This is a genomic window from Kitasatospora sp. A2-31, from assembly GCF_022288725.1.
Classification (GTDB): Bacteria; Actinomycetota; Actinomycetes; order Streptomycetales; family Streptomycetaceae; genus Kitasatospora.
In genome coordinates, this window is record NZ_JAKNTA010000002.1 from 105,639 (window position 1) to 125,368 (window position 19,730).

Consider the following 19,730-nt stretch of genomic DNA (forward strand, 5'->3'; position numbering starts at 1 on the left):
GAAGGGGTCGGTTCGGGGCCGGTTCGACTCCTCCGCGATTCTTGACCGATCGGTCTGGATATGACTATAGTTCAGATATGGCGCGAACCAAGGAATTCGACCCGGACGCGGCGCTCCAGTCGGCGCTGGAGCTGTTCTGGCGGCGCGGCTACGAGGCGACGTCGATGGCCGACCTGGTCGATGAGCTGGGGATCGCCCGGGCCAGCCTCTACGCCACCTTCGGCAGCAAGCGGGAGCTCTACCTGCGCGCGTTGGAGCGGTACGGCGAGCAGTGCGATCCGGGGCTGCTCGCCGAGCTGTCCCAACCCGGTCCGGTGCTGCCGGCCGTCCGTGCAGTGGTTCGACGGTATGCCCGGGAATCGTGCGAGGACGCCGAGAGCGGCCTCCGGCGCGGATGCTTCGTCACCAATGCGGCGGTCGAGGTCGCCCCGCGCGATCCGGACGCGGCCCGCCGGGTCGCGGCCAGTCTCGGCCACCTGGAGACGGTGCTCACCGCGGCGCTGGTCCGTGCCGAGGCGCAGCGAGAGCTGCCCGAGGGGCGTGATCCGCGCGCGCTGGCACGGATGCTGCTGGTGCTGCTTCAGGGCATGCGGGTGATCGGCAAGGCCGGCGACGGGTCGGCCCGCCTGCGTGACGCCGCCGAGCAGGCGCTCGCCCTGCTGGACTGAGCCCGTCCGCCTGCCGCTCGGGCGTCGGTCGTCGCGCTGGGGTCGCGCGCTCTGCTGCCCTCTTTCTGGATCGAACGATCAATTTAGACGGCGGTCACGGAGAGAGATAGTCGATTCGGTCGTCCACGACCCGGATTCGCCGCGACCGGAGCGGCGGCCCCGCCCCCTGATACGTCCGGCCCCGACCCCCTGACCCAGAACGCACAGAGGAGAGCTCCGCATGACCACGCGTTTCGCCGACCGTTCCGTCCTCGTCACCGGCGCCGGCAGCGGCATCGGCCGCGCCACCGCCCTGGCCTTCGCCCGTGAGGGCGCCCGGGTCGTGGTGGCCGGCCGCACCGGGTCCTCGCTCGCCGAGACCGTCCGGCTGATCGAGGAGGAGGGCGGCAAGGCCCTGGCCGTCGTCGGGGACGTCGCCGACGGCGAGGATGCCGCCCGGCTGGTCCGCACGACGGTCGAACGGTTCGGCGGCCTCGACGTCGCCGTCAACAACGCCGGCATCCTCGGCACGCCCGGGCCGATCGCCGACACCGACGAGCGGGACTGGCAGCGCCTGATCGACACCAACCTCACCGGTACCTGGCTCGCCATGAAGCACCAGATCACCCACATGCGGGCGAACGGCGGCGGCGCCATCGTCAACGTCTCCTCCAACCTCGGCACCCACATGCGCCTGGCCGGCCTGGGCGCCTACGCCGTCACCAAGGCGGCCGTCGCCACCCTGACCCGCGCCGCCGCCCGCGACCACATCGCCGACGGGGTCCGGATCAACTCGGTCAGCCCCGGCCCGGTCGACACCGCGATGTCCAGCCGCCCCGGCGAGAACGCCACCGAGAAGGCCGACCGCATGAGGGCCCAGGTACCGGCCGGCCGCGCCGGCACCGTCGAGGAGATCGCCGCCGCGGTGCTCCACCTCGCCTCCGCCGAGTCCGCCTTCACCGTCGGCGCCGACCTCGTCCTCGACGGCGGCATCACGGCCTGACGGCCGGTCGGGCGGAGCACCGGCGGTCCGGTGCGGCCGGTTCGGGGGTCCGGCCGCACCGTACCCGGCGGCCGGACCACCGCCCCGCCGCTGCAACGGCGTTCCGGGGACCGCCCGTTCAGGGCCGGCCCCGCTCCGGCGGCCCGCCGGGGAGGTCCGGGTGCCGCACGGGCGCCTCACCCACCGGGAGGCGGGGCAGGGCGTAGGGGTGGTGGTCGCGCAGGTAGCCGACGAGGTGTTCGCGCAGCCGGCAGCGGAGCTCGAACGCGTCGTCGGCGTTCGCCGCCGTGGCCAGCGCCCGGACGACGATGGTGGTGGGAGTGGTGTCGACCACCTGGAGGGCGCTGCCCTCGCCGTCCCACAGCTCGCTCTTGGCCAGGAAGTCCTCGAACTCCTCCCGCAGCAGCCCGACCGGGGCGTGGTGGTCGAGGTGCAGCAGCGCGGTGCCGGTGATCCGGCTGGAGCGACGGGACCAGTTCTCGAACGGGCGGCCCACGAAGTACGACATCGGCATCACCAGCCGCCGCTGGTCCCACGTCGCGATCACCACGGCCGTCAGGGTGATCTCCTCCACCGTCCCCCACTCGCCGGCCACCACGACGACGTCGCCGATCCGGGCCAGATCGCCGAAGGCCATCTGCACCCCGGCGAAGACGTTGGCGAGCGTGCTCTGCGCGGCCACGCCCGCCGCCACACCGACCAGCCCGGCGGAGGCCAGCAGGCTCGTCCCGACGCCGCGGACCGTCGGGAAGGTCATCAGGACGGCGCCCAGCGTCGCGACGGCGACGAACGCCTGGCCGATCCGGCCGAGCAGACTGGCCTGGGTCCGGGCCCGGCCGGCCCACGCCGGGTCGCGGCGGTGCACGGCGAGCCGGACGGCGCCGTCCACGAGCAGCGCCACCAGGCGGGCGCACAGCCAGCCGCCGGAGGCGATGGCGAGGACCACGGCCAGGTGGCGGAGCCCGTCGCGGGCGGCGGGCGGTGCGTCGACCCACGGCTGTGCGGCGGCGAGCAGGAGGCACGCCGTCAGCGCCAGGACAGGTCGGCGGCACCTGTGCACGAGGTCCGGGACGCGGGGGCCGCTCCCGGGGGCCGCCAGCCGCCGCGCCACCGCCTGCGCCGTCCGGTCGAGGCCGTAGGTGAAGAGGGCGGCTGCGGCGCCGACGGTGGCGAGGCGGAGCAGACTCCACCACATCTGCGGCTCTCCTCTCTGCTTCGTGGGGGTGGTGAGGCGGGGCGGCCCCGCGGCTCGGGACGGCCGTTCGGGCGGCCGCGGGAGGTGGGTGACCGACCGGCGGCCCGCGTCGCCGAGGGCGACGGGGGTCGGCCCGGCCGGTCAGGCGGCCAGTAGGTCCTTCAGGCCCTGGTCCCAGTCGATCCGGGTGTGTTCGAGGCCGGGCGGGACGAGGCGGGTGGTGGCGGTCAAGAAGCGCTCGACCGCCTCCGCGGGGGCGGCGAGCAGGGCGATGCCGTCGCTGCCGCCGAGCGCGATCAGCATGCGCGTGTCGTCGTACAGCGCGATGTGGACGTCTCCCTCGCCCGCGGGCGCGTGCATTCCGGCGATGAGCAGGTCGCGCGAGAGCGTCCAGACCGCATCCGCCTGGTAGGAGCCGAAGTCGAGGGTGATCGCGTGGGGGTCGTCGGTGCGGTAGGACCAGTCGACGTGCAGCTCCTGGCCGTGCTCCTCGTCGGTCACCAGGCGCATGGCGATCCGGGTGGTGAGATGGTCCATGGTGGGGTTTCCCTTCCCGGGTTGATCGGTCGGGTTGATCGGTGGGGTTGATCGGTGGGGTTGATCCGGCAGGTGCTTCGGGACGGCCGCAGGCTGTCCCGGCCGGGCGGGAGCACGGTCAGGCGGCCGCCGGTCCGCCGTCCTGCTCGACGTGGCGCTTGAAGTCGTTCAGGTCGTCGATGACGCGGCGGTCCACGAAGCCGAGCGCCTCGGCGAGGTGCTCCCAGAGCCCCTGAGGTTCGGTCTCCAGCTGGAGCATCACGCGCGTCGTCCGGTCGTCCACGGAGTGGAAGGTGACCACGCCGCTGTGGCGCACCGGGCCGCCCCCGCCGTCCCAGGCCACCCGTTCGCCCTCCACGACCTCCGTCGTCACGGCCTCGAAGTGCCGCCGCCCGCCCGCGGTTTCGATCACCCAGGTGCTTCCCCCGGGGCCGGACACGTCGACACTCACCACGCCGCGCATGAAGCGCGGGAAGTCCTCGCACCGGACCCACTGCTGGTAGACCTCGCCGCGCGGCGCCGCCACCTCGACCGACTCCTCGATCCGTCCCATCGTCTCCTCCTCGACGTCCGGTAGCTGCTTCCGATGCCCCGCTGTCCCCCGCTGCCCCCCGAGGCCGCCGCCCGTGCGGCGGTCTGGTTGCCCGCGTGCCCCGATCCCCGCCGCGCATGCACGGCGGGTTCCGCCCGCACCCACCCGCACCTCCGCGCCGTACGTCCTGCCGACCGCCCGTGCGATCGTTCACACAACCCTCACAGCGGGAGATGACATGGACCCGGCCCCGGCGGGTACTCGGGGACGGACCGTACGCCGAGGGGAAAGGACCGACATGGCCACGACCAGTGACGAACTCCTCCACCGCGTGACAGCCCCGGCCCCGGACGAGGCCGTGACGGCCGACACACCGGGCAGGCTCCATGCCCTCGTCCCGGAGCTCGACGGCATCGATGACTCGCGGCAGGTCGCCCCCGCCGACGCACGCGAGCTGACCCGTGTCCTGCTGACCCGCCTCGCGACGCTGGAGGAGGGCACCCGCGAGTACTCCTACGTGCGGGCCACGCTCATCGAGCTCAACCTGTCCCTGGTGCGGTTCGTGCTCCGCCGGGTGGGGAACCGTCAGGAGCCGGAGGAGGATCTGCTGCAGGTCGGCTCGGTGGGCCTGATCAAGGCGATCGACCGCTTCGACCCCGAGCACGGGGTGGAGTTCACCACCTTCGCAGTGCCGACCATCCTCGGCGAGATCCGCCGGCACTTCCGCGACGCCACCTGGGCCGTTCACGTCCCGCGGCGCCTCCAGGAGCTGCGCATCACCCTCGCCAGGGCCCGTGACGTGCTGTTCCAGCGCCTGGGCCGCACGCCGACCGTCGCCGAGCTCGCCGAGCACCTCGGGTTGTCCGAGGAGGAGGTGATCGAAGGGCTGGCGGCCGCCAACGGACACACCGCCGGCTCTCTGGACGCCCCGTCCGCCGACGGCCAGGACGACGACCCGAGTCCGCTCGCCCAGCGCCTCGGGCGGGAGGACCAGAGGTTCGCCGCGATCGAGAACCTGGTCGCCCTCAAACCGCTCATCGCCGAGCTGCCCGAACGCGACCGCCTCATCCTGTCCATGCGCTTCGGCGAGGAGCTGACGCAGTCCCAGATCGGCGACCGCCTCGGGCTGTCCCAGATGCACGTCTCCCGTCTGCTCGCCCGCATCCTGAAGAAGCTGCGCGAAGGGCTCAGCGCCACCTGAACCGCCACCACGTACCGTGCCACGCACGCCGCTCGAGGTCTGGCCGGACCGGGGCGGCGTGCGTAGGCTCGTGGGCAGACCCTGGAGGGGAACACGACGACGATGCCAGCCGAGATGACGATGCCCGCAGAGAACGAGCCCGCCACCGTGCCACCGACCACCGGCCGCGACGGGCCCGCCCGGCTGCCGGGCGCCCGGCCCGCGCCGGACCTGGTCGTCCACACCCGGCACACCGACACCCGGGCGGCCGTCTGCACGCTGGCCGGCGACCTCGACATCGAGACCCTGGAACCCGCCAGGAGTAAGCTGGACGACCTGGTGGAGCAGCGTCCACCGCTGCTCGTCGTGGACCTCGGACGCGTCACCTTCTGCGACTCCTCCGGCCTGAACCTGTTGCTGCAGACCCGGATGGCGGCCGCCGCGGCGGACGTGGAGTTCCGCCTCGCGGCGCCCTCCACCATGGTGCTGCGCCTGCTGGAACTGACCTGCGCCGACAGCGTGTTCTCGATCCACCCGTCCCTGGACGCCGCGCTCGCCGCACCGCTCTGACCACCGCCCCCGGGCGGTGGTCGGGAGGGGACACGCATGATCCGGCGACGGCCGGGAAGCCGAACAGACGAAGCGGAACCGAAGCTGCCTGAATCGAAGGGGTACCCGCACATGACGACCAGCCGGGCAACCCTGGACGACGACCGGCCGAGCACCGGTCCCACGCTGCCACCGGGCGGACAGCGCCGGCGCCTGCACCTGGCCGGGCTGCCGAAGCCCGTCGCCCGCGCCCGGGCGTACACCGTGCAGGCCGTCGCCGACTGGTCGTGGCCGGTGAGCTCCGCCGGTGCCGACGACATCGTTCTCCTGGTCGCCGAACTGGTCGCCAACGCCATGCTGCACGCCGGCGGCCCGGTGGACCTGGTCCTCGACGCCTCCCAGGCGCGACTGCGCATCGAGGTCAGCGACCGGTCGACCGCCCTGCCCGAGCCGCGCCGGCCGCACCGCCCGGGCGTGCCCGGCGGGCACGGCCTCTTCATCGTCCAGCGGGCGGCGACCCGCTGGGGCGCGCTGGCCGACGGCGACGGCAAGACGGTCTGGGCCGAGATCGACACGCTGCCCCCGGCGCACCCCGGCGGCTGACCCGGGACCCGGGGCGGCGCCCGACCGCTGCTACGGGGCCGTTGTCCGCGAGGCCCTCACGGGCCCCAGCCGCAGGTGGTGGCTCGGCCACGGCGGCGGCGCGGCCGGCCCGAACCACACGCGGACGTCCTCTCCCGTGCGGACGGGCAGCAGCGGGTAGTCGTTCTCCGCGTGCTCGGTCCGGTGCAGCGCATGATCCGGGCCGAGGTGCCGGGCGGCGTACGCTTCGAAGGCGGCCGCGTCGGAGGGCCGGCAGATCGTCGCCACCACTTCGCGGGCGCCCGGCTCCGGTGCGAAGCCCGGGCCGCGCAGCAGCAGGACGTCGTCGCTGTCGACCATGGTCGCGTTGGCCGCGTCCCGGTGCCGCCGCCAGAGCGGGCCGGTGTAGAACGCCTCCAGCGCACGCCGGCGGTGCACCATGTCGGGGAACGCGCGTACCCAGACGAAGCGGTCCGGGTCGTCGAGATCGCGGAACCGGCCGCCGACGGTGATGCCGACGGCCTGCTGACCGGTGACGAACTCGCGCTCGAACAGCTCGATCAGCGTCTCCCGGGCGCCGGGATGCAGGGTGTACTGCCGCAGTTCGACGATGCTCATGCGACGGCCTGCCCGGCGCGGGTCGGGTCCGGGGCCCGATCGGGGGCCGTCGGTGCGGTGCGAGGGCGGTCGGCCACCTCGTGGAAGCCGAGCAGGAAATCGAAGTCGTCCATGCGCCGCAGGCTAGGGGATCTCCACTGCCACCCCCTGTCAGTGGATACTGGGCGGCATGCGCGCGAGCCGGCTGGTGACCCTGCTTCTCCTGCTCCAGAACCGGGGGCGGATGACGGCCCGGGAGCTGGCCGGGGAGCTGGAGGTCTCCGTCCGGACGGTCTACCGGGACGTCGACGCGCTCGCAGCCGCCGGCATCCCGCTCTACGGCGCCGCCGGACACGCCGGCGGCTACCGGCTGGTCGACGGCTACCGGACCCGCCTCACCGGGCTGACCGCGGACGAGGCGCAGGCCGCGTTCCTCGCCGCCCTCCCCGGCACCGCCGCCGAGCTCGGCCTCGGTGAGGCGCTGGCCACCGCTCAGCTCAAGCTCCGGGCGGCTCTGCCGGCGGAGCTTCGCGAGCACGCCGACCGGATCAAGGAGCGTTTCCTGCTCGACGCCCCCGGTTGGTACGGCGACGTCGGCCGGACGCCGCACCTCGCCGCCGTCGCCGCCGCGGTGTGGTCGCGGCGGGCGGTGGTGCTGAAGTACCGGCGCTGGCGCGCGCCGGAGGAGATCGAGCGCCGGGTCGAGCCGTACGGTCTCGTGCTCAAGGCCGGGCGCTGGTACCTGGTCGCCGGCGGGCCGTCCGGCATCCGGACCTACCGGGTCGACCAGATCATCGGACTCGACTCCCCGCAGGAGGAGTTCACCGTCCCGGAAGGCTTCGACCTGGCCGAACACTGGCGCCGCCACCTGGCCGAGTTCCGTGCCCGGCTGCACACCGGGGAGGCGCTGGTCCGGCTCACCCCCGAGGGAGCCCGCCGCCTCGGCGTGACACCCGACGGCGACGGGTGGACCGAGACCCGGGTGCCCATCGAGTCGGTCGACCACGCCCACGGCGAGTTCCTGCGGCTGGGCACCGACATCCAGGTCGTCGCACCGGCGGAACTGCGCGACCGGATCGCCGGGACGGTCAGGGCCCTGGCCGCCCGCTACGGCGGGTGAGGCCGGCCGGCCCCGCGGTAACCCACTCGCCGGACGGGCGCTGGACACGCCCTATGCCGACAGCACCTCGCCGTCGTCCGGCTGGGCGCAGGCGGCGGCCAGCTCGTCGAGGGAGAGGTCGAGGGCGTAGGCGAGAGCGGCGATCGTGAAGAAGGCGGGGGTGGGCGCGCGGCCGGTCTCGATCTTGCGGAGGGTCTCGGAGGAGATGCCGGCCGCGGCCGCGATCTCGACCATCGAGCGCGTACCGCGCGCCTCGCGGAGCAGCGCGCCGAAGCGTTCGCCGCGCTCGCGCTCCCAGGGGGTCAGCGGGGTCCTCACCATGCCGTCGATCCTAATGCCGACGCCCCCGCGCCCGCCGCCCCTCCGGCTGCGCCCGCGACTGCCCGGCCCTCCCCACGCCGGCCCTCCCCACGCCGGCCCGGCCCTGGGTCCGGCGCCCCCCGGTGCCCCCCCGCGCCCGCGCTCGACCTCCTCGACCGTGATACAAATACCGGTATAAGAATTGGGTTTCGGGCTTGGGAGGGGATCGTCATGGTGGAGTTGAAGTCGGAGTCGGCGCTCGCGGCGATGCGTGAGGCGGGGCGGGTGGTCGCGGACGCGCTGGCCGCGGTGCAGGGGGCGGCGGCGGTCGGCGTCAGCCTGCTGGAGCTGGACGAAGTGGCGCGCGAGGTGCTGCGGAAGGCCGGGGCGAGCTCGCCGTTCCTCGGCTACCGGCCGGCCTTCGCGCCGGTGCCGTTCCCGGCGGTGATCTGCGCCTCCGTCAACGACGCCGTGGTGCACGGCATCCCGGACGGCCTCCGCCTGCGCGACGGCGACCTGGTGAGCATCGACTGCGGCGCGCTGCTGGACGGCTGGGCCGGTGACGCGGCCGTCAGCTTCACGGTGGGGGTGCCGGCGGAGGCGGACGTGCGGCTGATCGAGACCGCCGAGCGCGCGCTGGAGGCCGGGATCGCCGCGGCCGTGGTCGGCAACCGACTCGGCGACATCGGACACGCCGTCGCCCGCGTGGCGCGCGCGGGTCGGTACGGGTTGCTGGAGGGGTTCGGCGGCCACGGCATCGGGCGGCGGATGCACGAGGACCCGCACGTCCCCAACGAGGGCCGCCCGGGGCGGGGTTACCCGCTGCGGCCGGGGCTGGTGCTGGCGATCGAGCCGATGCTCATGGCCGGCGGCCGCGACGACCACCGCATCGACCCGGACGGCTGGACCCTGCGCACCGTCGACGGCAGCCGGGCTGCGCACGTCGAGCACACGGTGGCGATCACCGAGGACGGCCCGCGCATCCTCACCCTGCCCTAGGTGGCCGAGGGGGTCGGTCGGGCGGTGCTGGAGACCCACCGTCAAGTACGTGCGGGAGCCCGCGCGGGTGACGGGGTGGACGTCGGCCGGTTCGCCGCCGCCCCGGCCCTGGCGCGGTGCCGTCCGGGCGGGTGACCCGGCGGCCGGGGACCGCCCGACCGGCCGACGCGTGCGAGAGCATGCGTCTCGGCGGTCCGGTGCGGCGCGGCGACGGGAGGCGGGCGAGGTGATCGGTGGGGTCCACCTGGAGGCGCAGTGGCGCCGGGAGGCACTGCGGACCAACCTGTGGGTGGTGCCGATGCTGGAGGTGCTGCTCGCCGGGCTGCTGTTCCTGGCCACCTGGTCCGTGGACCGCGCGGCCCATCGCGGAGAGCTGGTGCTGCCGGGCTGGGTGATCAGCGGCACCGCCGACGCCGCCCGGCAGATCCTCGCCGCCATCGCGGCGGCGCTGATCACGGTGGTCGGCGTGGTGTTCTCGATCATGATCGTGACGCTGACGCTGGCCTCCACCCAGTTCGGTCCGCGGATGCTGCGGACGTTCATCCGTGACCGCACCACCCAGCTGACCCTGGGCACCTTCGTCGGGACCTTCGTCTACGCCGTCCTGGCCCTGGTGGTGATCGGCCCCTCGTCGGTCGGAGAGTTCGTCCCGCACCTGTCCATCACGGTCTGCATGGTGCTGGTGCTCGCCGACCTCGGGGTGCTGATCTACTTCATCCACCACATCGCGACCTCGATCCAGCTGCCCCGGGTCATCGCGAGCATCGCGGCGGAGCTGTCGGCGGCGATCGAGGCGGGTGCGGGCGAGCCCGTACCGGTCGGCGGCATCGAACGGGGGCCCACGGCGGCCGAGCTGCACGCCCGGCTGGACGCGTCCGGAGCGGCCGTCCCGGCACCGGCCAGCGGTTACCTGCAGTTCGTCCGGCACCGGACGCTGGTCCGGATGGCGACCGAGTTCGAGGCCGTCATCCGGCTGGACCACCGGCCGGGGCACTTCCTGGTGCAGGGGCACCAGCTCGCCACGGTCTGGCCCGCCACGGCGGCGGACGAGGTCACCAGGAGCTTCGCCCGCGCCCACATCACCGGGCCGACCAGGACGCTCGCCCAGGACATCGCCTTCGCGGTGGACCAGTTGGTGGAGATCGCGATCCGGGCGCTGTCCACCGCGGTGAACGACACCTTCACCACCCTGACCTGCATCGACTGGCTGGGTGAGGGGCTCTGCCGGATCGCCTCCCGCTGGCATCCGGACCCGGTGCACCGGGACGCGGCCGGCCACATCCGCGTGATCGCCGCCCCGGTGAGCTACGAACGGCTGGTGGAGCGCGCGTTCGAGAAGATCCGGCAGGCCGCCCAGGGCATGCCCGCCGTGCTGATCCGCCAGCTCGACGCGCTGGCCGAGATCATGGTGGCGACCACCACCGAGGCGCAGCGCGAAGTGCTGCTCCGCCAGGCGGCGATGATCGACCGGTTGGGTGCGGAGTCGGTGTCCGAGCCGGCCGACCGGGAGGACGTCCACCGCCGGTACCTGACGGTCCTCGCCGTCCATGCGAGCCGGGCCGCCGGGCGGCCCTGACGCCGCGCCCGGCGTGGCGGCGCGGATGCGACGTCAGGGTCCCGCCGAGGAGGGCCTAGGAGAGCAGACCGTCGTAGTCGGGGAGCTTGAAGGTCCGCTCGGCGTGGCCGCCCGTCAGGTCGGTGGTGTTGTTGCCGACGTTGGCGATGACCGTGTAGCCCTCCTGCTCCACCTCGGCGCGCTGGGCGGTCTTGAACTCCTGCACCGGCTGGAACAGGTCGCCGAAGTCGCGGCCGTGCAGGCCGTCCACCGGGTAGCCGGCGCGCTGGAGCGCGCAGCGGGTCAGCGAGTCGATGAAGTCCGGGCGGGCGGTGACGAAGATGACCGCGACGCCGCGCGAGTGCGCGTAGGTGGCCAGGTCGAGGGACGGACCGACCGCGGGCTGGCTGAAGGGGTGGAAGTGCGTCTGGAGCGTCGTGTTGTCGATGTCGAACACGATGGCCGGGCGGACCGCGGCGCCGGCACCGGAGGTGCGCTGCTCGACGTAGCTGCGGGCCCCGGCGAGGGAGGTCTTGACGTCGGCCAGCCACTGGCTCTCCGTCACGGTGGCCGCGGCGCGGGCGACGGCGGCCGGGGCGGCGGCCTGCGCGACGGCCGGGGCCGGCCGGGCGGGGGCGGCGGTCGCGGGGGAGGCCAGGGCCGCGACGAACGCGCCGGCCAGGGCCACGGGGAGCGCTGCTCTGCCGACCTTGCTGATTCCTGCCATCGGGAGCCCTTCTGTCGTGGTGTCGGGAGCCCGCGCGCATGTTCGACGACGCGGACATGGCGAATGTGACACATCGCGGGGGAGGGCAACAGGACCATGTTGCTTACCAGCAGGTAACAATCTGCCGTGCATCCGGCGCGTGAACACCGGGCGCGGCTCCGAGCGCCGTCCGGCGCCCGTCCGGCGCCCCGGGCCGGGAAGCTCAGCCCATCAGCCGGAGCCGGGTGGCCGCCACGCCCACCCGGACGGTCTGACCCCAGGTGAGCTCCAGCGCGTCGCCCTCGATGCCGTCGCCGAAGGCGACCAGGCGGTCGGACTCGACGGTGAGGAGCAACCGCTGCTCGGCGTCGAGCAGTCCGTGGACCCGGCTGGTGCCGGTGGCGGGTGAGGGCCAGGCCTCCCGGACGAACCAGGCGAGGGCCGGCGCGGTCGAACCGGGCAGGGGGAGCGGGCTGCCGCGTTCCAGCCAGGCGGAGCGGCACCAGCCGGTGGCCCCCGTCCCGGTGCCGACCAGCACGCCGGAGGAGGCCTGCGCCTCTCCCGGCGGGCCGCCGGTGTCCGCCGGCCCGCCGGCGGATACCGGCCCTTCGAGCCCGGCGCCGGCCCCTTCGAGTGCGCTGCCCGCCACCGAGAGCCGGTACCGCGCCGTCTGGTGCCCGGGCTGGCCGACGTACACCTCGTTGAGCGCCAGCAGCCGCTGGGTGTCGTCCGCCACCGCCTCGACCATGGTCCGCTCCTCCAGGTGCCGGTCGGCGCCGCGGTGGGCGGCGGCCGGCAGCAGGACGGGCAGGGCGTCGGCGCGGTGGCGGACCAGCACACCGGGGTTGCGGCCCGGGTCGGCGTCGACGCCGATCACCGGCTGGCCGTCGAGGTACTTGGCGACGTTCGCGACCAGGCCGTCCTGGCCGACCACGACCACCACGTCGCCCGGCTCGAAGAGGAACCGCGGCAGGTCCGCGCGCTCGACCCGGGTGCGGCGCCAGTCCAACGGGACGGCGGCCGCGGCCCGGGCCAGGGCCTCGGCCTGGCGCCGGTGGCGCTGCTCGACCTCCGCGACGGAGCGCCCGCGCGAGGAGAGGAAGAAGGCGGCCTGACCCGGGGTGCCGTGGTGGGCGATCAACTCCTCGTACTCGGTCCGGCGGTGGACGAGGACGGCGCGCGGTGCGAGGCTCACCGCTCGCCCCCGCCGGCGAGCTTGGCGAGCAGGCCGGTCACCACGTCCGGGGAGAGGGTGACGCTGTCGATCCGGGGGAGGTGCTCGGCGAGCCGCATCAGCGCGAGTGCCCGCAGCACGGCCGGGTCGGCCTGCTGGTGGGCGGTCAGCCAGGCGCCCTCGGCGGCGGCCCTGGCGTCGCCGAGGGCGCGTGCGGCGTCCGCCTCGGCGGCGGCGAGCCGGGTGCGCCGCTCCGCCTCGGCTTCGGTGCGGACCCGGTCGGCGACCGCCTCGTCCTCGGCCTGGAGTCGGGCGTTGGCGCCCCGCTGGGTGATCAACTGCTCCTCCCGGCGGGCCAGTTCGATCTGGTTGGCGAGCTCGTTCTCGGCGATGCCGCGCTCGTGCTCGACGGCCACCGCCCGCCGCTCGAAGGTGGCCCGGTCGGCCTCCTGCTGGACCAGCTCGCGGGCGGGGGTGCGCAGCGCCCGCTCCACCTCGGGCTCGGGGCGGAGCGCGACGACCCGGACGGCGATCACGGCGAGCCCGGTCTCGGTGATCCGCGGTTCGGCGGCCAGGCCGGCGGCCATCCGGTCGCGGACGGTGCTGACTCCGTCGGCCAGCGCGGCGGCGAGCGGGGTGCGGGCGAGCAGGCCGAGCGCGTGCTGCTGGGCGGTCTCGGTGAGCAGGGTGGCGATCTGGTCGAGCGGGGCGGCGCGCCAGGCGCCCGTGTCGGGGTCGATCCCGAAGTCGACCCGGACCGCGGCGGTCGCGGGCTCGGTGATCCGGTAGGTCAGCGTGGCTTGGACGGTGACGTCCTGGAAGTCGGACGTCCGGGCGTGGAAGAGCATCGCCAGTTCGCGGTCGTCCACCGGCACTTCGGAGAGGGCGGCGCTGAGCGGGCGGAACCAGAACGCCAGGCCGGTCCCGTCGTGGGCGACCTTGCCGCGGTTCAGGTGGCGGATGTGGGCGGTGGGGGCGGCGCGCAGGTGGCGCAGTCCGAAGCGGCGGGTGATGTCGGCCATGGGGAGGCACCTCTTTTCGTCACTCAGACGATATGGGTCGGAGATCGCTATCGTCAAGATGACGAAAAGTGGGGGTCGGTGCGGCCGGCCGTTCTCCGCCCGGGCGCACCCGCGCGCGGGCGCCGCCGTGGGAGGATCGGCGGGTGCTGAGGATGCGAACGAACACGCGGCGGAGGCGGAGCCCCGGGCCGGCGCGCCCCTCGGCGGCCCTGGCCGCGGCCGCCCTGGCCGCAGCCGCCGCCCTCGGAACCCTCGCCGTCGCCCCGCCCGCCCGCGCGGCCGACGGTGCCGGCCAGGCGTTCACCATCACCGACCCGCGGATCACCGAGTCCAGCGGGCTCGCGGCCAGCCTCGCCCACCCCGGCGTCTACTGGACGCACAACGACAGCGACGACGGCCCCTACGTGTACGCCGTCGACTCCAGAGGGCGGACCGTCGCCACCGTCACCCTGCGCGGCGTCGAGCCGCGGGACGTCGAGGCGATCTCGATCGGGCCCGACGGACGCGTCTACGTCGGGGACATCGGCGACAACCTCGGCGGCAAGTGGTCCGAGGTGTGGATCTACTCCTTCGCCGAGCCGACCGAGCTGCGTGACCAGTCGGTGGACGTGGTCCGCTACCGGGTGCGCTACGAGGACGGGCCGCGCGACGCCGAGGCGCTGATGGTCCACCCGGTCACCGGCCGGGCCTACATCGCCAGCAAGAAGCAGAGCGGGGGAGCCCTCTACCAGGGCCCGGAGAAGCTCGCGCCCACCGGCATCAACACCTTCCGCCGGATCGCCGACGCGCCCTGGGTCACCGACGGCGCGTTCTCGCCGGACGGCACCCGGCTCGTGCTGCGCGGCTACTTCTTCGCCACCCTCTACCGCTGGAAGGACGGCGCGCCCGCCGAGATCGGTGCGCTCTCCGCGCCCTGGCAGAGGCAGGGGGAGTCGGTCACCTTCACGGCCGACGGCCGGGCGGTGCTCTACGGGAGCGAGGGCAAGGACAGCCCGGTCTGGCGGGCGCCGCTGGCCGACGACGAACTCCCCGACACCGTGAAGCCGTTGCCCGGCTCCTCGCCGTCGGCCGCGGCCGGTGCGGGGGCGCCGCCCGCCGGCTCGCCGGCCGATCCGACCTCCGGCGCCTCCGCCGGGCCGGCCGCAGCGGGCTCCTCCGACGGGCCGTCGGACCGGGCGCTCGGCGTGGTGTTCGTCCTCGCCGTGGTCGCCGCCGTCCTCGGCCTGCGCAAGAAGCGGAAGGGGGCCTGACCGGCCCGGGCGTGCACCGGAAGCCCTTCGGTCGCGGCCCTGCCAAGCGGTCGCGACCGAACGGCCGTGGGCGAACGGTCCCTTCGCCGCCGGGGAGCGTCGCCGGGCGGGTTTCCGGCTGGTCCCGATGAGGTGAATCTGTCGCCGATTTGTGACAAAGGTTGGCCAACACCCGCCCCGCGCGGGGTTTTCGTGGACGTAGTGTTCCGGCTATGTCACGGAAGAGTCGCCGCACCTCCACCCCCGACCCGGGCGACACCTGGGTCGCACGCCCCCGCCGCCGCGAGACACCGCTCGGCCTGCTGGGCCACGGAGTGAAGTTCCTCGGCTACAGCTCGCTCGCCGGCGTGCTGCTCGCCGGGGTGGCCCTGCCGGCCGCGGGGGCGCTCGGGCTGACCGCCAAGAGCACCGCCGACAGCTTCGACAGCATCCCGGACGACTTCAAGACCCCGCCGCTGAACCAGGCCTCGCAGATCTTCGACGCCGACGGCGGCCTGATAGCCAAGGTGTACGAGCGCGACCGCACGGTGATACCCGCCGACCAGATGTCGCCGCTGATCCGCACGGCGCAGGTGGACGTCGAGGACGCCCGCTTCTACGAGCACGGCGCCGTCGACCTCAAGGGTGTGCTGCGCGCGATCACCAAGAACGCCGAGAGCGGCGCCACCGTCCAGGGTGCCTCGACGCTGACCCAGCAGTACGTGAAGAACGTCAACGTGGAGAAGGCCGGCGACGACCAGGCGGCCGTCCTGGAGGCCCAGCGCAAGACCCTGGGCCGCAAGATCCAGGAGCTCAAGTACGCCATCAAGCTGGAGGAGGACCTGACCAAGGACCAGATCCTCACCAACTACCTGAACATCACGTTCTACGGCCACCAGGCGTACGGCATCCAGGCCGCCGCCCAGCGCTACTTCAGCAAGGACGCCAAGGACCTCACGCTCCCCGAGGCCGCCATGCTCGCCGGCCTGGTGCAGAACCCGTCCCAGTACGACCCGAAGCTGCACCCGGTGGCCGCCCAGAAGCGCCGCGACACCGTCATCGACAAGATGGTCGAGAACAAGCACGTCACCGCCGCCCAGGCGCAGGAGGCCAAGGCCGCGCCGCTGGGCCTGAGGTACAAGGAGCCGCAGAACGGCTGCATCACCGCCAACGCGGGCATGGGCTTCTTCTGCGACTACGTGCGCCACGTGGTGAAGCAGGACCCGGTCTTCGGCAAGACCGCCGCGGAGCGGAAGAAGCTCTGGGCCGAGGGCGGTCTGAACATCTACACCACGCTCGACCCGGCCAAGCAGGCCGCCGCCCAGAACGCCGTGACCAGGCGGGTCAACGTCACCGACCCGGTCTCCGCGGCCATGACGATGGTCGAGCCGGGCACCGGCAAGATCCTGGCGATGGCCCAGACCCGCCCCTACGGCCTGGACCCGAACAGGAACCAGACCGTCGTCAACTACAACGTCGACGCGGCGATGGGCGGCGGCAACGGCTTCCAGCCGGGCTCCAACTTCAAGCCGATCGTGGCCGCCGCGGCACTGGAGGCCGGCCTCCCGCCGACCCAGCAGTACTCCGCGCCGAACCGGATGGACTGGCCGACGATGTCCACCTGCTCGGGCAACTGGAAGAACCTGAAGAAGGGCACCAAGGAGGGCAGCGTCCCCAACGAGTCCGCCGGCGAGGTCGGCCCCTACGACCTGAAGAAGGCGATGGCCCTCTCGGTCAACACCTACTTCGTGCAGATGGAGCAGGAGATCGGCCTCTGCGCGGTCAAGCAGATGGCCAACAAACTGGGCATCGCGACCACGGCCAGCGGCGAGCCGCTCAAGGAACTGCCCGCGATGGGCCTCGGCACCCAGGAGGTCAGCCCGCTGGTGATGGCGAACGTCTACGCCACCTTCGCCGCCCGGGGCACCTACTGCGCGCCGGTCGCGATCAGCAAGATCTCCACCGTGGACGGCCGCGACGTGCCCGTCACCCCGGTCAAGTGCAGCCAGGCGATCGCCCAGACCACCGCCGACGTGATCAACACCGTGCTCCTCGGCGTCACCGAGAAGGGCACCGCGCGCGACCTCGACCTCGACGACGGCCGGCAGATCGCCGCGAAGACCGGTACCGCGGACGAGAAGAAGGCCGCGTGGTTCAGCGGCTACACCGCCAACCTGGCCGCCTCGGTCTGGCTCGGCGGCCCCGCCAAGGGCGTTCCGATGAAGGACATCCGGATCGGCGGCAGGTACTACGACGAGGTCTTCGGCGCCACCGGGCCGGGCCCGATCTGGCGGCTGGGCATGAACCAGGCGGTCAAGGGCATGCCCGAGGAGACCTTCCCGACCGTCTACATCCCCGACCCGCCCAAGCGCGAGCCCACCCCCAGCCCCGGCGCGAGCGGCGGCTCCGGGTGGCCGACCTTCGGGCCGGGCTCCAACCGCCCGGAGACCGCGCCGGGTTGGCCCGGCGGTGGCCGTACGCCCAACCCCCGGCCCGGCAACCCGCGCACCACACCGACCCCCGGCGGCGGCCAGGACGACGAGGGCTGACGTCCGTTCCACGCCGCGCCGGCCCTCGCCCGCGTCCTCGCCCGCGTCGGCCGTCGCGCCGGCGCGGGCCCGCCGACAGCCGTGCCCCGGACCGTCCGACGGTCCGGGGCACGGCTGGTTCGGCCGGCGGAAGGGTCAGTTGACTCCCTTGGCGGCCCAGAAGTCCTGGCGGGCCAGGATCGCGGTGTCGGACTGGTCCGTGAAGAAGCCGTCCACCCCGAGCTCGAACAGGTACCGGGCCCAGCCGATCGCGTCGCCGTAGGCGTTCGGGTCGGTGCCGCGCCGGTAGTCCGCGGGCAGGAAGGCGTTCTCGTTGCGCACCGTGTACGGGTGCAGCAGCAGCCTGGCCGCGTGGGCGTCGCGCACCAGCGTGGTCGGCGGCTGGAGCTTGCCGTCGGCGTCCACCGGGGCGATCAGCTGGGTGGTCGGGCCGATGCCGTGCGCGAAGGACGCGATCCAGCGCAGCCCCTCCGGCTTGACCAGGTCGGCCACCGTCCGCGGGTCCCCGGCGAGCACGAAGTCGTACGGCCGGCTGGTCGCGCCGCCGAGCAGCTGGATCCGCGGGTTGTCGACCAGTGCGGCCAGCCGCTGCAGGCTGCTCGGCTCGAACGACTGCAGGATCGCCCGACCGTTCCGCCCGGCCAGGCCGGTGCGGCGCAGCTCGTCGGCGAGCCGCTCCTCCAGCGGCAGGCCGATCGAGCGGAAGTAGCTCGGGTGCTTGGTCTCCGGGTAGAGCCATACCTCGCGGCCGAGCTCGCGCCCGCGCTTGCGTGCGAAGTCCGCCAGCTCGCGGAAGGTGAGGATCTGCCAGCGGCCGTCGTAGAGGGTGTTGCGCTGGCGCTGCTGCGGCAGGCGCTCCTTGGCACGCAGCGTCTTCAGTTCGGCGAGGGTGAAGTCCTCGGTGAACCAGCCGGTGAGCGGCTGGCCGTCGACGGTCCTGGTGGTCCTGCGGCCCTCGAACTCGCGGTGGTCGGCGACGTCCGTGGTCTCCGCGATGTTGTTCTCGTGCCGGACGACCAGGTGGCCGTCCTTGGTCGGGACCAGGTCCGGCTCGATGACGTCCGCGCCCAGCTCCAGCGCCAGCTCGTACGAGCCGAGGGTCTCCTCCGGCCGGTAGCCCGGGGCGCCGCGGTGGCCGATGACCAGCGGGTGCGGCAGCCGGTCCAGCCCGGTGCCGGTGCGCACCGGCGGACGGGTCCCGGTCGGGCGGGCGGCGGCACCGCGCTCCTCGTCGCCGGCCTGGCGTCCCGCGTCCGGCTGGTCCTCGCCGCCCGCCGCGAACGCGTCCCCGGCGCCGGCGGCGAACGCGGCCGCACCCAGGCCGGCCGCGCCGGTCGCCCGCAGGAACCAGCGGCGCGAGGACTCGGCGTCCGGCGCCGACTCCGCCGGGCTGTTGCCGTCGAGCGGACGGTACGTCATGACTGCTCCTTGCTCGCACAGGTGGCGTGGAGGTGGTGGGTCCTCGCCCGCAGACTAGGAGCCGTGACGCCAGGCCGGGTGGCCGTTCGGCGAACTGCGGGAGAAGATCCGCCACCCGTCGACCCGTCGACCCGTCCAGCAGTCCACCCGTCCACCCGGCGCCGGGCGTCCGGACGCAGCCGGGCAGCCGCCCGGCCGGGCCCTGCCTCAGAGCTCGGCCAGCAGCTTCCGACCCTCGGGCCAGTCGCCCAGCGCGGAGTCCGAGTTGATGTGCCCGAGCGCGCCCACCTCGGCGTACCGGGCACCCCACGCGGTGGCGAAGCCCCGGCCGCGCTCCGGGGTCACCCACGGGTCGTCGGTGCTGTTGACGACGATCGCCGGGAACGGGAGCCGCTCCCGTGCCACCGGACGGAAGCCGAACAGCTGAGGGACGTCGGCGGTGTCGATGTCGGCGGGCGCGACCAGCAGCGCGCCCCGGACGGCCGCCGTCCGTTCGGCGGGCGCGGTGGCCGCCCAGCGGGCCACCGTGGCACAGCCGAGGCTGTGGGCCACCAGCACGACCTCCCCGTCGGCCGCCGCGCCGGCCACCGCCGCGTCCAGGGCGGCCACCCACGCCTCCGGCTCGGGGTGGTCCCAGTCCTCCTGCTCCACCCGCCGGAACGCCACGGGGTCGGCCGCCTCCCAGCGGCTCTGCCAGTGCTCCGGTCCCGAGCTCTGGTAGCCGGGCAGGACGAGGTACGTGGTGCGGTCCGGCATCGGGTGCGGACTCCCTCCGGTGTGCGGTGCCTTGTGTGCGGTCGCGGGCCCCGAAGTCTAGGCCCTTGGGGGTCACGCG

The 19,730-nt window shown here is 73.9% G+C and carries 20 protein-coding genes; 10 read left to right on the forward strand and 10 right to left on the reverse strand.

All coding sequences use genetic code 11. From position 1 onward, the window contains the following. Positions 1-77 precede the first annotated feature (77 nt). Together MCM47_RS05445 and MCM47_RS05450 are read left to right on the forward strand one after the other, a co-directional pair. Positions 78-668, forward strand: coding sequence for a TetR/AcrR family transcriptional regulator (locus tag MCM47_RS05445; protein WP_238859085.1), 591 nt, complete (start codon positions 78-80; stop codon positions 666-668). Between the two features lie 220 nt (positions 669-888). Beyond that, positions 889-1,650 carry an SDR family NAD(P)-dependent oxidoreductase gene (locus tag MCM47_RS05450; RefSeq protein ID WP_238859086.1) on the forward strand — a complete coding sequence of 254 codons (762 nt, stop codon included), beginning with the start codon at positions 889-891 and terminating at the stop codon, positions 1,648-1,650. Between the two features lie 118 nt (positions 1,651-1,768). Here the strand turns inward: MCM47_RS05450 and MCM47_RS05455 are convergent, their stop codons facing one another. The 3 genes from MCM47_RS05455 to MCM47_RS05465 all read right to left on the reverse strand — a co-directional run bounded on the left by MCM47_RS05455 (position 1,769) and on the right by MCM47_RS05465 (position 3,935). Then, positions 1,769-2,845 carry a mechanosensitive ion channel family protein gene (locus MCM47_RS05455; protein ID WP_238859087.1) on the reverse strand — a complete coding sequence of 359 codons (1,077 nt, stop codon included), beginning with the start codon at positions 2,843-2,845 and terminating at the stop codon, positions 1,769-1,771. A 141-nt stretch (positions 2,846-2,986) separates the two neighbouring features. Further along, positions 2,987-3,382: an SsgA family sporulation/cell division regulator gene (locus tag MCM47_RS05460; protein ID WP_238859088.1), complete on the reverse strand. Its 396-nt coding sequence runs from the start codon at positions 3,380-3,382 to the stop codon at positions 2,987-2,989. Positions 3,383-3,500: 118 nt separating this feature from the next. Continuing rightward, a complete protein-coding gene (locus MCM47_RS05465) occupies positions 3,501-3,935 on the reverse strand; it encodes an SRPBCC family protein (RefSeq protein ID WP_238859089.1) in 435 nt (144 codons plus the stop codon). A 277-nt stretch (positions 3,936-4,212) separates the two neighbouring features. Here MCM47_RS05465 and MCM47_RS05470 point away from each other — a divergent pair, with 277 nt between their 5' ends. The 3 genes from MCM47_RS05470 to MCM47_RS05480 all read left to right on the forward strand — a co-directional run bounded on the left by MCM47_RS05470 (position 4,213) and on the right by MCM47_RS05480 (position 6,246). Continuing rightward, on the forward strand, positions 4,213-5,115 hold the full coding sequence (locus MCM47_RS05470) for an RNA polymerase sigma factor SigF (protein WP_238859090.1): 903 nt from the start codon (positions 4,213-4,215) through the stop codon (positions 5,113-5,115). Positions 5,116-5,229: 114 nt separating this feature from the next. Next, positions 5,230-5,664, forward strand: coding sequence for an STAS domain-containing protein (locus tag MCM47_RS05475; protein WP_238859091.1), 435 nt, complete (start codon positions 5,230-5,232; stop codon positions 5,662-5,664). Between the two features lie 111 nt (positions 5,665-5,775). Beyond that, positions 5,776-6,246 (forward strand): anti-sigma regulatory factor, encoded by a 471-nt coding sequence (locus MCM47_RS05480; protein ID WP_238859092.1) that lies wholly within the window; start codon positions 5,776-5,778, stop codon positions 6,244-6,246. Positions 6,247-6,276: 30 nt separating this feature from the next. On the opposite strand, the gene MCM47_RS05485 is transcribed toward MCM47_RS05480, so the two are convergent. Further along, positions 6,277-6,843, reverse strand: coding sequence for an NIPSNAP family protein (locus tag MCM47_RS05485; RefSeq protein WP_238859093.1), 567 nt, complete (start codon positions 6,841-6,843; stop codon positions 6,277-6,279). A 169-nt stretch (positions 6,844-7,012) separates the two neighbouring features. On the opposite strand from MCM47_RS05485, the gene MCM47_RS05490 reads away from it, so the two are divergent. Further along, positions 7,013-7,942, forward strand: a complete 930-nt coding sequence (locus tag MCM47_RS05490) for a YafY family protein (RefSeq protein WP_238859094.1) — start codon at positions 7,013-7,015, stop codon at positions 7,940-7,942. 51 nt (positions 7,943-7,993) lie between these two features. Here MCM47_RS05490 and MCM47_RS05495 read toward each other — a convergent pair whose 3' ends face one another. Then, positions 7,994-8,263, reverse strand: coding sequence for a helix-turn-helix domain-containing protein (locus tag MCM47_RS05495; protein WP_238859095.1), 270 nt, complete (start codon positions 8,261-8,263; stop codon positions 7,994-7,996). A 210-nt stretch (positions 8,264-8,473) separates the two neighbouring features. Between MCM47_RS05495 and map the strand changes: the two genes are divergently transcribed. After that, a complete protein-coding gene (gene map / locus MCM47_RS05500) occupies positions 8,474-9,241 on the forward strand; it encodes a type I methionyl aminopeptidase (protein ID WP_238859097.1) in 768 nt (255 codons plus the stop codon). 226 nt (positions 9,242-9,467) lie between these two features. Next, the gene (locus MCM47_RS05505) at positions 9,468-10,817 is read left to right on the forward strand and encodes a DUF2254 domain-containing protein (protein ID WP_238859099.1); all 1,350 of its coding nucleotides are present in this window, start codon (positions 9,468-9,470) and stop codon (positions 10,815-10,817) included. A 55-nt stretch (positions 10,818-10,872) separates the two neighbouring features. Here MCM47_RS05505 and MCM47_RS05510 read toward each other — a convergent pair whose 3' ends face one another. The 3 genes from MCM47_RS05510 to MCM47_RS05520 all read right to left on the reverse strand — a co-directional run bounded on the left by MCM47_RS05510 (position 10,873) and on the right by MCM47_RS05520 (position 13,698). Then, on the reverse strand, positions 10,873-11,523 hold the full coding sequence (locus MCM47_RS05510) for an HAD family acid phosphatase (RefSeq protein WP_238859101.1): 651 nt from the start codon (positions 11,521-11,523) through the stop codon (positions 10,873-10,875). A 202-nt stretch (positions 11,524-11,725) separates the two neighbouring features. Continuing rightward, a complete protein-coding gene (locus tag MCM47_RS05515; RefSeq protein WP_238859103.1) occupies positions 11,726-12,697 on the reverse strand; it encodes a hypothetical protein in 972 nt (323 codons plus the stop codon). Continuing rightward, on the reverse strand, positions 12,694-13,698 hold the full coding sequence (locus MCM47_RS05520) for an SPFH domain-containing protein (RefSeq protein WP_238859105.1): 1,005 nt from the start codon (positions 13,696-13,698) through the stop codon (positions 12,694-12,696). The genes MCM47_RS05515 and MCM47_RS05520 overlap by 4 nt, the downstream gene beginning before the upstream one ends. Positions 13,699-13,850: 152 nt before the next feature. Between MCM47_RS05520 and MCM47_RS05525 the strand changes: the two genes are divergently transcribed. Continuing rightward, complete coding sequence (locus MCM47_RS05525) at positions 13,851-14,948, forward strand: hypothetical protein (RefSeq protein WP_238859106.1); 1,098 nt, start codon at positions 13,851-13,853, stop codon at positions 14,946-14,948. A gap of 212 nt (positions 14,949-15,160) precedes the next feature. Next, complete coding sequence (locus MCM47_RS05530; protein WP_238859107.1) at positions 15,161-17,476, forward strand: transglycosylase domain-containing protein; 2,316 nt, start codon at positions 15,161-15,163, stop codon at positions 17,474-17,476. A 135-nt stretch (positions 17,477-17,611) separates the two neighbouring features. Here MCM47_RS05530 and MCM47_RS05535 read toward each other — a convergent pair whose 3' ends face one another. Both MCM47_RS05535 and MCM47_RS05540 read right to left on the reverse strand, forming a co-directional pair. Further along, positions 17,612-18,895, reverse strand: coding sequence for a glycerophosphodiester phosphodiesterase (locus MCM47_RS05535; protein ID WP_238859108.1), 1,284 nt, complete (start codon positions 18,893-18,895; stop codon positions 17,612-17,614). Positions 18,896-19,102: 207 nt separating this feature from the next. Further along, complete coding sequence (locus tag MCM47_RS05540) at positions 19,103-19,651, reverse strand: alpha/beta hydrolase (RefSeq protein WP_238859109.1); 549 nt, start codon at positions 19,649-19,651, stop codon at positions 19,103-19,105. Between the last annotated feature and the right edge of the window lie 79 nt (positions 19,652-19,730).

Bases quoted from the DNA above. Each gene is read 5' to 3' on its own strand.
- MCM47_RS05445 (WP_238859085.1), top strand. From the start codon at position 78: ATGGCGCGAACCAAGGAATTCGACCCGGACGCGGCGCTCCAGTCGGCG.
- MCM47_RS05450 (WP_238859086.1), top strand. From the start codon at position 889: ATGACCACGCGTTTCGCCGACCGTTCCGTCCTCGTCACCGGCGCCGGC.
- MCM47_RS05455 (WP_238859087.1), bottom strand. From the start codon at position 2,845: ATGTGGTGGAGTCTGCTCCGCCTCGCCACCGTCGGCGCCGCAGCCGCC.
- MCM47_RS05460 (WP_238859088.1), bottom strand. From the start codon at position 3,382: ATGGACCATCTCACCACCCGGATCGCCATGCGCCTGGTGACCGACGAG.
- MCM47_RS05465 (WP_238859089.1), bottom strand. From the start codon at position 3,935: ATGGGACGGATCGAGGAGTCGGTCGAGGTGGCGGCGCCGCGCGGCGAG.
- MCM47_RS05470 (WP_238859090.1), top strand. From the start codon at position 4,213: ATGGCCACGACCAGTGACGAACTCCTCCACCGCGTGACAGCCCCGGCC.
- MCM47_RS05475 (WP_238859091.1), top strand. From the start codon at position 5,230: ATGACGATGCCCGCAGAGAACGAGCCCGCCACCGTGCCACCGACCACC.
- MCM47_RS05480 (WP_238859092.1), top strand. From the start codon at position 5,776: ATGACGACCAGCCGGGCAACCCTGGACGACGACCGGCCGAGCACCGGT.
- MCM47_RS05485 (WP_238859093.1), bottom strand. From the start codon at position 6,843: ATGAGCATCGTCGAACTGCGGCAGTACACCCTGCATCCCGGCGCCCGG.
- MCM47_RS05490 (WP_238859094.1), top strand. From the start codon at position 7,013: ATGCGCGCGAGCCGGCTGGTGACCCTGCTTCTCCTGCTCCAGAACCGG.
- MCM47_RS05495 (WP_238859095.1), bottom strand. From the start codon at position 8,263: ATGGTGAGGACCCCGCTGACCCCCTGGGAGCGCGAGCGCGGCGAACGC.
- map (WP_238859097.1), top strand. From the start codon at position 8,474: ATGGTGGAGTTGAAGTCGGAGTCGGCGCTCGCGGCGATGCGTGAGGCG.
- MCM47_RS05510 (WP_238859101.1), bottom strand. From the start codon at position 11,523: ATGGCAGGAATCAGCAAGGTCGGCAGAGCAGCGCTCCCCGTGGCCCTG.
- MCM47_RS05520 (WP_238859105.1), bottom strand. From the start codon at position 13,698: ATGGCCGACATCACCCGCCGCTTCGGACTGCGCCACCTGCGCGCCGCC.
- MCM47_RS05525 (WP_238859106.1), top strand. From the start codon at position 13,851: ATGCGAACGAACACGCGGCGGAGGCGGAGCCCCGGGCCGGCGCGCCCC.
- MCM47_RS05530 (WP_238859107.1), top strand. From the start codon at position 15,161: ATGTCACGGAAGAGTCGCCGCACCTCCACCCCCGACCCGGGCGACACC.
- MCM47_RS05535 (WP_238859108.1), bottom strand. From the start codon at position 18,895: ATGACGTACCGTCCGCTCGACGGCAACAGCCCGGCGGAGTCGGCGCCG.
- MCM47_RS05540 (WP_238859109.1), bottom strand. From the start codon at position 19,651: ATGCCGGACCGCACCACGTACCTCGTCCTGCCCGGCTACCAGAGCTCG.